General features: G+C 37.8%; 15 protein-coding genes. 14 read left to right on the forward strand and 1 reads right to left on the reverse strand.

The features are described 5' to 3' along the window. The first annotated feature begins 46 nt into the window (after nucleotides 1–46). Complete coding sequence (gene ypjB, locus QFZ87_RS11275; RefSeq protein ID WP_309867803.1) at nucleotides 47–835, forward strand: sporulation protein YpjB; 789 nt, start codon at nucleotides 47–49, stop codon at nucleotides 833–835. Between the two features lie 58 nt (nucleotides 836–893). Next, complete coding sequence (locus tag QFZ87_RS11280) at nucleotides 894–1,574, forward strand: zinc metallopeptidase (protein WP_309861135.1); 681 nt, start codon at nucleotides 894–896, stop codon at nucleotides 1,572–1,574. Nucleotides 1,575–1,609: 35 nt separating this feature from the next. Here the strand turns inward: QFZ87_RS11280 and QFZ87_RS11285 are convergent, their stop codons facing one another. After that, on the reverse strand, nucleotides 1,610–2,479 hold the full coding sequence (locus QFZ87_RS11285) for a YitT family protein (protein ID WP_309861138.1): 870 nt from the start codon (nucleotides 2,477–2,479) through the stop codon (nucleotides 1,610–1,612). A 203-nt stretch (nucleotides 2,480–2,682) separates the two neighbouring features. Here QFZ87_RS11285 and QFZ87_RS11290 point away from each other — a divergent pair, with 203 nt between their 5' ends. From QFZ87_RS11290 to dinG, 12 genes are all read left to right on the forward strand, one after another. Then, entirely contained in the window at nucleotides 2,683–3,024 is a 342-nt protein-coding gene (locus tag QFZ87_RS11290; protein ID WP_309861141.1) for a nucleotide pyrophosphohydrolase, read from the forward strand. A 5-nt stretch (nucleotides 3,025–3,029) separates the two neighbouring features. Next, nucleotides 3,030–3,833 carry a 4-hydroxy-tetrahydrodipicolinate reductase gene (gene dapB / locus QFZ87_RS11295; protein ID WP_309861144.1) on the forward strand — a complete coding sequence of 268 codons (804 nt, stop codon included), beginning with the start codon at nucleotides 3,030–3,032 and terminating at the stop codon, nucleotides 3,831–3,833. A 9-nt stretch (nucleotides 3,834–3,842) separates the two neighbouring features. Continuing rightward, the gene (gene mgsA / locus QFZ87_RS11300) at nucleotides 3,843–4,262 is read left to right on the forward strand and encodes a methylglyoxal synthase (protein WP_309861148.1); all 420 of its coding nucleotides are present in this window, start codon (nucleotides 3,843–3,845) and stop codon (nucleotides 4,260–4,262) included. Continuing rightward, nucleotides 4,252–4,962 (forward strand): bacillithiol biosynthesis deacetylase BshB1, encoded by a 711-nt coding sequence (gene bshB1 / locus QFZ87_RS11305; protein ID WP_309861151.1) that lies wholly within the window; start codon nucleotides 4,252–4,254, stop codon nucleotides 4,960–4,962. The genes mgsA and bshB1 overlap by 11 nt, the downstream gene beginning before the upstream one ends. A 5-nt stretch (nucleotides 4,963–4,967) precedes the next feature. Continuing rightward, nucleotides 4,968–6,092, forward strand: coding sequence for an N-acetyl-alpha-D-glucosaminyl L-malate synthase BshA (gene bshA, locus QFZ87_RS11310; RefSeq protein ID WP_309861154.1), 1,125 nt, complete (start codon nucleotides 4,968–4,970; stop codon nucleotides 6,090–6,092). Nucleotides 6,093–6,102: 10 nt separating this feature from the next. Beyond that, nucleotides 6,103–7,302, forward strand: a complete 1,200-nt coding sequence (locus tag QFZ87_RS11315) for a CCA tRNA nucleotidyltransferase (RefSeq protein ID WP_309861157.1) — start codon at nucleotides 6,103–6,105, stop codon at nucleotides 7,300–7,302. Next, nucleotides 7,287–8,264 (forward strand): biotin--[acetyl-CoA-carboxylase] ligase, encoded by a 978-nt coding sequence (locus tag QFZ87_RS11320; RefSeq protein ID WP_309861159.1) that lies wholly within the window; start codon nucleotides 7,287–7,289, stop codon nucleotides 8,262–8,264. The genes QFZ87_RS11315 and QFZ87_RS11320 overlap by 16 nt, the downstream gene beginning before the upstream one ends. 256 nt (nucleotides 8,265–8,520) lie before the next feature. Then, entirely contained in the window at nucleotides 8,521–9,357 is an 837-nt protein-coding gene (panB, locus tag QFZ87_RS11325) for a 3-methyl-2-oxobutanoate hydroxymethyltransferase (RefSeq protein ID WP_309867806.1), read from the forward strand. Beyond that, the gene (gene panC, locus QFZ87_RS11330; RefSeq protein WP_309861162.1) at nucleotides 9,354–10,205 is read left to right on the forward strand and encodes a pantoate--beta-alanine ligase; all 852 of its coding nucleotides are present in this window, start codon (nucleotides 9,354–9,356) and stop codon (nucleotides 10,203–10,205) included. Before panB ends, panC begins: the two co-directional genes overlap by 4 nt. A 29-nt stretch (nucleotides 10,206–10,234) precedes the next feature. Further along, nucleotides 10,235–10,618, forward strand: a complete 384-nt coding sequence (panD, locus tag QFZ87_RS11335) for an aspartate 1-decarboxylase (protein WP_309861165.1) — start codon at nucleotides 10,235–10,237, stop codon at nucleotides 10,616–10,618. Nucleotides 10,619–10,761: 143 nt separating this feature from the next. After that, on the forward strand, nucleotides 10,762–11,331 hold the full coding sequence (locus tag QFZ87_RS11340; RefSeq protein WP_309861168.1) for an exonuclease domain-containing protein: 570 nt from the start codon (nucleotides 10,762–10,764) through the stop codon (nucleotides 11,329–11,331). A gap of 1 nt (nucleotide 11,332) precedes the next feature. Further along, nucleotides 11,333–13,564, forward strand: a complete 2,232-nt coding sequence (gene dinG, locus QFZ87_RS11345; protein ID WP_309861171.1) for an ATP-dependent DNA helicase DinG — start codon at nucleotides 11,333–11,335, stop codon at nucleotides 13,562–13,564. Nucleotides 13,565–13,598: the final 34 nt, after the last annotated feature.

Here is a 13,598-nt window from a genome sequence, read left to right on the forward strand (position 1 = left end):
TTTTCATACATTTTAATAGTGATGAAAGGGGGGACAAGGATTGAAAATGAAATGGTTACTAATATTTGCAATTGTCATTATGCTCACTCCCATAACTGTACATGCCGAACAGCAATCGCCAATGGAGAAGCTGGATGATATCTCTGATGAGGCTCTCCAAATGGTGAAGTTTCATAGATATGAGGATGCAAAAAAATTACTTGATTACTTTTCCGATCAGTTTATCAGTATTACTGGAACGGAAAAGCCCTTAACAATGGACGAGGTTAGGATTGTTAACACCTCCCATGATGAAGCGGTGGAAGCTGCTGTTAGTCCCAATATGAAATATGAGGAAAGATTAAATAAACTAACAAAATTCCGTCTTGTCATTGATGCAATCGCAACTAGTCATCAGCCCTTATGGACAGAAATGGAAGATCCAATTATGACTGCGTTTCACCAAGCCAAGGATGCAGCAATAAATGGTGATACGGCCCATTTTCACTCAAACTTCAATACTTTTTTATCATTATATAATGTCATATATCCAAGTATGAAAATTGATGTGCCAGTAGAAAATATACAAAGATTAGATGCCCGAATTGATTTTATTAATGAATATCGTTCCCAGGTTATAACTAATACAGACAGCCAACAAGAACTGACTGCACTCGATACAGATTTGAAAAATCTTTTTGCAAACATGGAAGAAGATGAAGCAGATCCATCACTATGGTGGGTCATTATTTCAACAGGCAGTATTATTATCATGACATTGTCTTATGTAGGCTGGCGCAAGTATCAGGGTGATAAAAATATGAAGAAAAACCGCTCAAGAGACCTAAAAGATTGACGCATCTAATCGGCTTTACTAAAATGAAAAGCATCAAGAGCTGATTAGGAGGATCAATATGTTATACCTTGTTTACTTTGCAGTGATTATTCTTATTCCACTCTGGGCCCAATTTAAAGTTAAAAATACCTTTTCAAAATATTCTCGAGTGCCCTCTTCAACCTATGTTAGAGGGGCCGAAGTTGCCAGGCAAATATTAAATTCTAATGGTCTCTTCAATGTAGCAGTTGAAGAGGGCAGAGGCTTTTTAAGCGATCACTATGACCCAAGGACGAAGACAGTGCGTCTATCGCCTGAAAATTATCATGGTCACTCCATTGCGGCAGCTGCAGTGGCCGCACACGAATGCGGACACGCCATCCAAGACTCTGAGGGTTATGCCTTCCTACGCTTTCGACATGCGTTAGTCCCGGTTGCCAATATAGGATCAAATTTTTCTTGGATTCTAATTATGATAGGAATATTTGCCCACCTGAGTGGTATGCTTTTACTTGGAATTATTTTTATGGCAGTAGCCGTTCTTTTTCAAGTTATCACCCTACCTGTTGAATTTAATGCTTCGAACAGGGCGATGGATCAAGTAGTTTCTTTAGGCTTAGTAGGGAATGGCGAAGAAAGGGAAGCAAAAAAAGTTTTAAATGCAGCAGCTTTAACTTATGTAGCTGCAGCTGCTGTTGCTGTACTTGAATTATTAAGACTGGTACTTATCTTCACGGGTATGAATAGAAGTGATGATTAATACCAATAAAAAAGGCTGACTCCTGTCAGCCTTTTTTAATCGCCTATCGGCATTTTATTTTCATCCAGTGTAAATCCTTCTCCATGAACATCATGAACGACCGAAATAGAAATAAATGCGTGTGGATCAACCGAAGTAATTAAATTTTTAAGACGGATTAACTCATTTTTAGCTACCACACAATATAAAACGTCACGGTCGTTTTTAGTATAAGAACCGTAACCTTTAAGAGCAGTAACTCCTCGATCCATTTCCTCCATAATTTTTTTGGAAATTTGTTCGTTTTTTTCAGAGATAATCATGGCTCCTCTAGCAGAATATGCGCCTTCCTGTATGAAGTCAATTACCCTTGCAGCAACAAAAACGGCAACAAGGGTATACATAGCTTCTTTATAATTTAAATAGGTTAATGAGATAGTGATGACACAAACATCAAATAAAAACATTGTTTTTCCCATGTTCCATCCTGCGAATTTTTGGACAAGTCTTGCGATAATGTCAACTCCGCCAGTTGTGCCGCCAAATCTAAAAATGATCCCTAAGCCTACCCCTGTAAAAACACCTGCAAATAAAGCTGCAAGGGTTAAATCATCTTTGAGAGGCATATCTAATGTATACCTCTGAAAGATCCACAAGAAAATCGATATTCCAACCGTGCCAAGTATGGTATAAATAAATGCGTTTCTCCCGAATAATTTCCACCCGATAATAAACAGAGGTATATTAAGTATTAAGTTTGTATAGGAAGGGTCCCATTTGAACAGGAAATAAAATAAAAGAGTAATCCCTGTAAACCCACCTTCGGCTAATTTGTTTTGCATATTAAAATTAACAAGTCCAAACGACATTATTGCTGCTCCTAATAGAATGAACAATATGTTTTTTATTTTAAGACCAAAAATCATGATCATGCCTCCTCTTCCATATATTTCTCTCTTTCGGCGGTTCTTATTATAGCGAATTAATATGGTTAGAGCAATGCGATGGCGAAAAGTACCTGTTACGAACGAAAACATTTGTAAATCAGCCTTAATTTAGCTAACATAAAAAAAGATATATATAGTAACTAAGTAAGATTTACTAGTGTTTTGGAAAGAGGTGAAAATAAATGGCCGCAAAGTCAATGAAGGAACTTCAAAAAGAGGTTGATACATACATTGGGCAATTTAAGGAAGGTTATTTTAGTCCTCTTGCTATGCTTGCTAGACTGACTGAAGAGTTAGGAGAGTTAGCTAGAGAAATAAATCATTACTATGGTGAGAAACCAAAAAAATCAAGTGAAACTGAAAAGGCGATTGAGGAAGAGCTTGGCGATCTTCTTTTTGTAATCATCTGTTTAGCTAATTCCTTACATATCGATCTAGAAGAGGCTCATGATATGGTCATGAATAAATTCAATACAAGGGACAAGGACCGCTGGACAAAAATTAATCAGGATAATAGGGAGTGAAGAAGATGAGTAAAGTTAAGATAATTATTGCTGGCCCCCGTGGACGTATGGGGAGTGAAGCTGTAAAGCTTGTAACAAATACAGAACAGTTTGAACTAGTAGCGGTACTTGATCATAAATTTGATGGAATGATGCTTAGTGATATTGAGGGGTTTCAATCAATTTCAAGTGTGCCCGTATATACAGACATTGTGAAATGTCTGGAAACCATAGAAGCAGATGTGTTAATTGATTTAACTACTCCAGAAGTTGGTATGTACCATGCCAAAACAGCCCTAGAATATAATGTCCGCCCAGTCGTGGGTACAACAGGTTTTTCCAAAGGGAATTTAGATGAATTACAGCAAATTTGTGAAGAAAAGAAATTAGGTTGTATTATCGCACCAAATTTTGCAATTGGTGCAGTTTTAATGATGAAGTTTTCGCAGATGGCTGCTAAATACTTTAACGATGTCGAAATTATTGAAATGCATCATGACCAAAAACTTGATGCCCCCTCTGGTACTGCAGTAAAAACAGCTGAGATGATCTCTGCTGTAAGAGCGGCAAAGAGACAGGGACATCCAAATGAAAAGGAAACACTACCTGGTGCACGCGGTGCAGAATTTGATGGGATGCACGTGCATTCTGTACGATTGCCTGGATTGGTTGCACATCAGCAGGTTTTATTCGGTTCAGATGGTCAGACGTTAACCATTCGCCATGACTCTTACAACCGCAGCTCATTTATGTCAGGTGTAAAGGTAGCGGTAGAGTCAGTCATGAAGAACCCGTCCTTTGTATATGGACTTGAAAATATTTTAGAATAGAGGTGAATTATGAATATTGCATTAATAGCGCATGATAATAAAAAAAATGATTTAGTACAATTTGTCACGGCATACCAAGTAATTTTTGGTAAACACACTTTATTCGCTACTGGAACCACAGGATTAAGAATTAGCGAGGCCACCGGCTTACATGTAACACGTTTTCAATCAGGTCCACTTGGTGGTGATCAGGAAATCGGTGCATTGATTGCAAAAAATAAAATGGATGCCATCTTTTTCTTCCGTGATCCACTAACAGCGCAGCCACATGAACCGGATGTAACGGCTCTCGTTAGATTATGTGATGTGTATGCTATCCCTCTAGCAACTAACATGGGTACGGCTGAATTACTGATTAGAGGTTTGGAGCTAGGGTTAATCGATTGGAGAAATATTGTAAAAAAGACTGGTGACGAAAATGAAGGGTGAACATTTACATATCCTTGCTTTTGGGGCCCATGCCGATGATGTAGAAATTGGCATGGCCGGTACCCTTTCGAAGCTTTCTTCAGAAGGAAAAAGGGTAGGAATTTGCGATTTGACGGATGCTGATCTTTCTTCTAATGGGAACGTTCAATTAAGAAAAGAAGAAGCAGCTCGTGCAGCAGAGATTTTAGGAGTATCCTACAGAGCTTCCCTTGCAATTCCTGACCGAGGATTATTCTTAAATGAAGACTACATAAAAAAAATAGTAAATGTAATCAGAACACATAAGCCCAAAATTGTATTTGCACCCTATTTTGAAGATCGTCATCCAGATCATGGTAATTGTTCCCGTCTTGTAGAGGAGGCGGTTTTTTCTGCAGGGATAAAAAAATATCATACAGGTATAGAAATGGAGCCACATCGAGTAGAGAAAGTATATTTCTATATGATTAATGGGTTTCATAAGCCTGACTTTACTATTGATATTTCTCCATTCATTGATAAAAAACTTTCTGCCTTACGTGCTTACCGGAGCCAGTTTGAACAGAGTGATCAAAGTATTGATACTCCATTGGTAAATGGATATATTGAAACGGTGGAAGCAAGAGAAAGAATGTTTGGGAAACTGGTCGGTGTAAGTTATGCAGAAGGATTTAAAACAAAAGTACCAGTACTCTTGGATCGTGATTTGATAGGAGATTAACCATAATGAAACTTAAAATAGGTATTACTTGTTATCCAACTGTTGGAGGATCGGGAGTAGTAGCAACAGAGTTGGGTAAGATGCTAGCAGAAAGAGGACATGAAATACATTTCATTTCTTCGAGCATGCCGTTTCGGCTAAACAAAATGTATCACAATATTTATTACCATCAAGTTGAAGTAAATCAGTATTCGGTTTTTCAATACCCACCATATGATATTGCTTTAGCTAGTAAAATGGCGGAGGTTGCAAATCGAGAAAAACTAGATGTTCTTCATGTCCATTACGCAATCCCACATGCTGTTTGTGCTATACTAGCCAAACAAATGAGTAATCGAGATATTAAGATTGTCACCACCTTACATGGGACGGATATTACTGTGCTGGGTTATGACCCATCCTTAACAGATGCGATTAAATTTGGAATTGAAAAATCTGATGCTGTGACTGCAGTATCGAACGCACTAGTGAATCAAACATATGAACTTATTCATCCGGATAAACAAATCGAAACCGTTTATAATTTTATTGATGAGCGAATTTACAAAAAGACTGATTCCTCATCATTGAAAGCTGAATTTGAAATAAAAGAGAACGAAAAGGTCATTATCCATGTTTCGAACTTCCGAGCAGTTAAAAGAGTTCAGGATGTCGTGAAAACTTTTGCGAAAATATCTGCAGTCATGCCTGCAAAACTATTATTAGTCGGTGATGGTCCTGAAATATCCATCGTGTGTAAACTTGTTAAACAGCTTGCACTGGAAGATCAAGTCATTTTTCTTGGTAAACAAGAGAATCTTGAGGAATTGTATTCCATTAGTGATTTGAAACTATTGTTGTCTGAAAAGGAAAGCTTCGGGCTCGTGGCTTTAGAGGCCATGGCTTGTGGGGTGCCTTGCATTGGTACGAATGTGGGTGGAATACCAGAAGTCATTCAACAAGGTCAAAACGGATTTATATGTGAGGTAGGAGATATTGAGGATATTACCACTAAAGCCATTTCATTGTTAAGTGATCCTCGACTTCATCTTGATTTTTCTAATCGCGCCATGGAAACAGTAAAAACTAAATTTATGGCCGACAAAATTGTAGAACAATACGAACAAATATATTTTAAATTAATGAATTAAGGTGAAGTGTATGATAGAACCTTTCTTATCAGCCATTCCTGTTCTAAAAATGTTAGAAGATGCTGGTTTTGAAGCCTATTTTGTGGGCGGGTCGGTTAGAGATTACCTATTAAAAAAGCAAATTAGTGATGTGGATATTGCGACATCTGCAACGCCTGAAGAAGTGAAAAGAATTTTCTCTAAGACTGTTGATATTGGAATAGAACATGGAACAGTCCTTGTTCTGTTCAATAGTGGATCGTATGAAGTAACTACGTTTCGGTCTGAAGCAGAGTATCTGGATTTTCGTAGGCCGAAAGAGGTTTCCTTTATTCGTAATCTAAAAGAAGATCTACAGAGAAGAGATTTTTCGATGAATGCAATTGCAATGGACCGGAATGGAATCTTAAAGGACCCCTTTGATGGTCAGTCGGCAATAAGGAGAAAAGTAATTCAGACGGTTGGTCTTGCAGAGGAGCGGTTTCACGAGGATGCCTTAAGAATGATGAGAGCGATTCGCTTTGTAAGCCAGCTTTCCTTTACAATTGAACAGGAAACATTAAATGCTTTAAGCAAACATACACATTTACTTGAACATATAGCGATTGAACGGAAGAGAGTAGAATTTGAGAAACTGTTATCTGGGAAAAGTCGGAAAGAAGCTTTTCAACTTTTGCTCGATACTGATTTGTATACCTACTTGCCAGGAATGAACCATAATAAAAAGCACTTAGAAGAGTTGGTACACTTTCAATGTGATCATTTAGGAAGGAAGGAAATGTGGTCCCTGCTAATTTATTGTTTAAAACTAAAAGGGAAAAAAGTCGAGTCATTTTTAAGAGACTGGCGTCTTCCGCTAAAAGATATTAGGGATATCCAGCTCATTGTACAATTTACGAGAATCAGACTAGAAAATGAATGGTCTCTAAGTCAGTTATTTGCTGCTGGCCGGGATGTCCTTATCTCTGTTGAAAAACTCTACCAAGTAATAACGAATAAAATCGGTAATGAGTCGGTTTGTTACTGGGTTGAACGCTATGAGAAGCTTCCAATTAAAGAGCGCTCAGAAGTAACTGTAACTGGAACTGACATAATGAACTGGTTTAATAAAAGTGGCGGGCCATGGCTAAAAGAGACCATTTCTAAAATTGAGAATGCCATTTTAGAGGGAAGAGTGGTTAACGATAAACAGAAGATTAAGGAGTGGCTTATAGAGTGCAGTCGGAAATAAGAAAAGAATTGCTTGATGCCTTTACGAATGCTCGTGAAGATTTTTTATCAGGACAACAGTTAGCAGAACTAATCGGCTGCTCAAGAACTGCTGTATGGAAGCATATTGAAGAATTAAGAAAAGAAGGCTTTGAATTAGAAGCTGTCAGAAAAAAGGGATATCGCATTATTAAAACACCTGAAAAAATAACAGCAGATGAGATAAGATTGGGTTTAACGACAGAATTCATAGGTAGGAACATCCATTATGAAGAAAGTGTTGAATCTACTCAAAAGATTGCTCATCGCTTGGCTGCTGAGGATGTCCCAGAAGGAACCATAATAATTGCGGAAGAACAACGCTCAGGAAAAGGGAGAATGAACCGGAAATGGCATTCACCTAAATATACTGGAGTCTGGATGAGTCTCATACTTCGTCCCAATATCCCGCTGACAAAAGCACCACAATTAACCCTTTTAACTGCTGTCGCAGCTGTACAGGCAATTGAAGAGATGACAGGGCTTAATCCGGAAATTAAGTGGCCTAATGATATTTTGCTAAATGGAAAAAAGATAACGGGAATATTAACAGAATTACAGGCAGAAGCAGACCGAATTCATTCCATCATAATTGGGATTGGAATAAATGTTAATCAGAAAAAAGAAGACTTTCCCGAAGATATTCAAGAAACAGCCAGCTCTCTTTTTATTGAAAAGGACGAAGTCGTCTCCCGTGCAGGTTTAATTAGAAGTTTTTCCAAGCACTTTGAAAAACTATACTTACTTTATTTAGAACAGGGCTTTTTCCCTATAAAAATACTATGGGAAAGTTATGCTATCAGTATTGGCAAGGTCTTAAAAGCAAGAACATTAACTTCTACTATTGTGGGAAGAGCATTAGGAATTACGGATGAAGGAGTATTAAAGCTGGAGGATGACACAGGTGTCATTCATCACATTTATTCGGCCGATATTGAACTATAAACAGCTGTCAGATAATACTTGCGCGAATCTAGTACTTTTTGTATGATAAACACATTGGGCAGTATCCTTCGGAACTGCACCGCTTAAGTTTTGTACCAACAATTAAAAAGGTTTCTGCCTAGATCCGTTATTCGGACCGGGACAGAGGGATGGAACATGCCAAAGAGTAACGGGATCCTCTGCCTTCAGAAGGATCTTTTTATTTGCTCTTCACACTTGTTTTGTCGCCTCTCCCATATTTTAAGGAGGGAAAATGATGAAGCAAACAACAGATTTCTTGAAAATGAAGGAAAATAATGAAAAGATTGTCATGTTGACCGCTTATGATTATCCATCTGCTAAACAAGCGGAACAAGGGGGAGTTGACGTTATTTTAGTCGGTGATTCTCTTGGAATGGTGGTTCTTGGATATGATTCTACTATTCCTGTGACGATTGAGGACATGATACATCACACAAAAGCTGTGAAACGAGGGGCCAAAGAAACCTTTATTGTGGCAGACCTTCCGTTTTTAACCTATCATTTATCTATCAGAGATACTTTAATAAATGCCGGTAGACTCATGCAAGAAGCGGGCGCACATGCTGTTAAACTGGAAGGTGCAGATGAGGTTATTGAAAACATTACTGCATTAACCCGTGCCGGTATTCCTGTTTGTGGACATTTGGGCTTAACACCACAATCTGTTGGTGTATTAGGCGGGTATAAAGTCCAAGGGAAAGATGCCCAGGCTGCAAGAAAACTAATGGATGATGCTAGAAAAGTGGAGGAGGCAGGTGCTTTCGCACTTGTACTTGAATGTGTTCCTAAGCAGCTTGCTGAAGAAGTTTCAAGAACCGTAGCTATTCCAGTCATTGGTATAGGGGCAGGAATGGATGTAGATGGACAAGTACTCGTTTACCATGATATTTTGGGATACGGTGTCGAGCGAGTACCTAAATTTGTGAAACAATACCATTCCGTCAATCCATTTATGATTGAATCCATTCAAGCGTATGTATCAGATGTTAAAAAGGGACTGTTTCCTGAGAATAAGCATTCTTTCACAATGAAAGAACAGGAGCTCAAGGTTCTCTATGGAGGTAAGGAATGAAGGTCATAACAACTATTAAGGACATGCAGTCAGAAATCATGAATCAAAAGGCGGTAGCTAAGTCTATAGGCTTCGTTCCCACTATGGGGTTTCTGCATGAAGGTCATTTAACACTAATAAAGCAAGCAAGGCAAGAAAATGATATCGTCGTCTTAAGTATATTCGTTAATCCATTACAATTTGGACCAAAAGAAGATTATTCATCCTATCCGCGAGATTTCGAACGGGACCGGGCTTTAGCTGAATGTGAACAGGTGGACTTTCTCTTTTATCCATCCGTAGAGGAAATGTATCCAAGTGCCCCATCTGTCAAAGTAGTCGTTCAGGAGCGAACGGACGTCTTGTGCGGAAAATCCCGTCCAGGTCATTTCGACGGAGTTGCAACAGTGCTGACGAAGCTGTTTCACATCGTCATGCCAACGAGGGCTTATTTTGGAATAAAAGATGCTCAACAAGTTGCAGTGGTTAAGGGATTAATTGCAGATTTTAATCTTCCAATTGAGTTGATTGCTGTAGATATCGTTCGTGAAGAGGACGGGCTTGCAAAAAGCTCTCGAAATGTTAACTTATTCCCTGAAGAAAGACAACAGGCACCTGTTTTATATAAAAGCCTACTGGAAGCAAAAAATGCCATTGAAACTGGAGAACGTAATTCAGAAAGGGTAGTTAAGCAAATCACTGAAATGATCACAAGTGAATCCAACGGCATGATTGATTATGTTGAGATTTTTTCTTATCCACAGCTAAAACCACTGGAAAAATTAGAGGGTACCATAATTGTAGCACTTGCAGTAAAATTCTCTAAGGTTCGATTAATAGACAATTCCATTATTCATATAGAAGACTAGGGTAAAGGCATCCATAGAGGAGGAATACGATGTTTCGTACCATGATGAGTGGCAAAATCCATCGGGCAACAGTTACTGAAGCCAATTTGAACTATGTTGGCAGTATTACTATTGATGAAGATATTTTAGATGCAGTTGGAATGACAGCCAATGAAAAAGTCCAAATTGTTAACAATAATAATGGTGCAAGACTTGAAACCTATATAATTCCTGGTGAAAGAGGAAGTGGTGTTATCTGTCTAAATGGTGCCGCCGCACGCCTTGTCCAGGTAGGGGATATTGTTATCATTATTTCCTATGTCCTTGTACCAGAGGAAAAGGTCAGGGTTCATACGCCGAAAGTTGCGATTATGGATGAAAACAATCACATAAAAGAACTCTTACACGCAGAACCAGCACTCACTATTATGTAGCTAAATCCCCATTTTGGGGATTTTTCTTTTTAAAAAATGAATAATAAAATTAAGTGGATAACTTTTAGTGTAAAGTAGAATTGTTTTCTTTTTACTATTTTTGTGATACCGTTTAATGAACGAAGGTTTGGGGTGTAAATAACATGTTAAATAAATTCGTCGTTATTGATTTGGAAACGACAGGGAATCTTCCAAAAAAGGGCGATAAGATTATTCAATTTGCTGCAGTTGTCATTGAAAACGGAACGATCACAGAGCAATTCTCGTCACTTATTAATCCTCAAAAGGCCATCCCTGCTTTTATTGAAGAATTGACAGGAATAAATGATGAAATGGTGAAGGGGGCTCCCTTATTTTCTGAGATTACGGAAAAGATCCAATCATTATTGGAAGAAGCCTATTTTGTAGCTCATAATGTGTTATTTGATTTATCTTTTCTTCAAGAGGAGCTCATTCAAGCTGGCCATGAGGGATTTTATGGTCCAGTACTAGATACAGTTGAAATGGCAAGAATCCTTTATCCAACTGCTGATGGGTATAAGCTTTCTGATTTAGCAGAGAAAGAGAATTTGCGTCATGACCGTCCACACCAGGCGGATAGTGATGCCCAGGTTACTGCTGAATTATTTTTAATTCTATTGAATCGATTGACAGCACTCCCATCACTAACACTAAGGGCAGATCACACACCTTTCAGGGGGATTAAAGAGTGATTTGCAACAGCTTTTAGATGAATTGTTGATAAAAAAGGATAAGAAACAAGATAAATTACCAGAAACTATTGAAATATTTTATGATATTGCCTTGAGAAAAAATCAGATTGAGTCACGAGAGGTAGCGACAGAGAGTGACTTTTCTTACCCATTAACTGAAGAGGAAAAAACGGATGTTGTTAAACAGGGCTTTGACGTTTTTGAGAAAAGGTCAGGCCAGTTTAAAATGATGGATACCGTTTACCAGGCTTTACAATCTCAAAGACATGCTCTGATTGAAGCCGGGACAGGTGTCGGAAAATCCCTAGGCTATCTATTACCAATGGCTTATTTTACAAAAATACATAAACATCCAATTGTTGTAAGCACGCATACCATTCAACTTCAGGAACAAATTTTAAAAAAGGAAATTCCATTGTTGGCTTCTATTCTACCTTTTAGGATTCGAACTGTTCTTTTGAAGGGGAGGAACCATTATTTAAGTTTGGAAAAGTTTTATCAAACACTAATGGACGAAAATGATAATTATGATACGACCTTAACGAAGATGCAAATACTAGTTTGGCTGACTGAAACGGAAACTGGAGATAAGGATGAATTAAATCTTTCTTCTGGGGGTCTGATTTATTGGAATAAGATTAAAAACGAAACAACCGTGAATTCGCAAAATCAGCAGTGGCAAGAAAGGGATTTTTATATTAAAGCGAAAAGAGCCGCACATGATGCAGATATCATAATTACCAATCATTCTTTATTACTAAGTGATATTAAGGGAGACGGCTCTATCCTGCCAAAGTTTGAGTATGTTGTAATAGATGAAGGTCATCATCTTGAAAAAGTGGCGGGACAATTTTTTGGTGATTCATTAGATTACTTATCCACACGGCTGCTTGTGGGTCAATTTGGCGTTTTTGAACAAAAACAGCTATTGTATGAACTAGAGAAATTGCTTTCGCAAACTACTGTTAAAAAGCTAAATTTCCATACTTCTGAAATGAATCAACTTGTTATTGATATTAATTATGAAATGGATGAGTTTTTTAAAATGATTGCTTTGTTTGCAAAAACAAAGCTTTCAAATAAAAAAGGATTTAATCGAGTTAAGGTCCGATATGCTCATTCAGACGGTGGCAAGGAAGGGAATGGGCTAAAGCATTGTGCAGAGAGATTTTCCTTTTTACTAAAGGATTTACACGCTAAAATTAGCGAACGTCTTGATTTGATTAATAACGATAGTGAATCTTTATCAAAAGAGCAGCAATATAAACTAGATGAAATTTATTTGTTCTTAAAAGAACTTAGTGAACTTAGAGATATCATAATGAATTGTTTTATTAAAGAATCGAAAGACGTTAAATGGATTGAGATGGATACCCGTTCACCTCAAAACGTGACAACTTTTATTGCACAGCCTGCTTCAGTGGCTGCATCACTAAAGAAGTTCTTTTTTCAAAAGAAAAAGGCAGTGATCCTAACATCTGCAACTTTAACCGTTAATAACTCATTTGATTATATGATGAAGGAAATCGGGATGGATAGCGACTCTCCTATCCAAATGACCATTCCATCACCCTTTGAATATAACAAACAAGTTCAACTATTTATTCCTGAGGATTTGCCAGAAGTAAATACCGTAACGTTAGATGACTATGTAATAGCAATAACCGAACATATTATTACCATTGCGGAAGCCACAAAAGGAAGAATGCTTATCCTTTTCACTGCATATGACATGCTTAAGAAAACCTATGAGTTGATTAAGGAAAGTGGTTTTTTAGATGAATTTGTCCTAATAGCTCAAGGAATAACAAGCGGAAGCCGAACACGTCTTACGAGAAATTTTCAACGATATGATAAAGCAATCCTATTAGGGACGAGCAGTTTCTGGGAAGGAGTAGATATTCCTGGTGAGGATTTATCTTGCCTTGTGATTGTAAGATTGCCCTTTAGCCCACCAGATGAACCCTTAACGGAGGCAAAATGTCAATTAATTGAACAGGGTGGAGGCAACCCCTTCTCAGAGTACTCTTTGCCTGAAGCCATTTTGCGATTCAAACAAGGATTTGGGCGATTGATTCGCACCGAGAATGATCGTGGAGTTATGTTTGTTTTTGACAAAAGAATAATCACCACTAAATACGGAAAGGCATTTTTACAATCTATACCTTCAGTTCCAATAAAGAAGGGAACAATTGATGAGCTTGTTTTACGGATTCAGCCTTGGTTAAAGTAGGAGAATTTGATTATAAGCATAATACAGCATAAAA

Source organism: Bacillus sp. SLBN-46 (genome assembly GCF_031453555.1).
Taxonomy (GTDB): domain Bacteria; phylum Bacillota; class Bacilli; order Bacillales; family Cytobacillaceae; genus Neobacillus.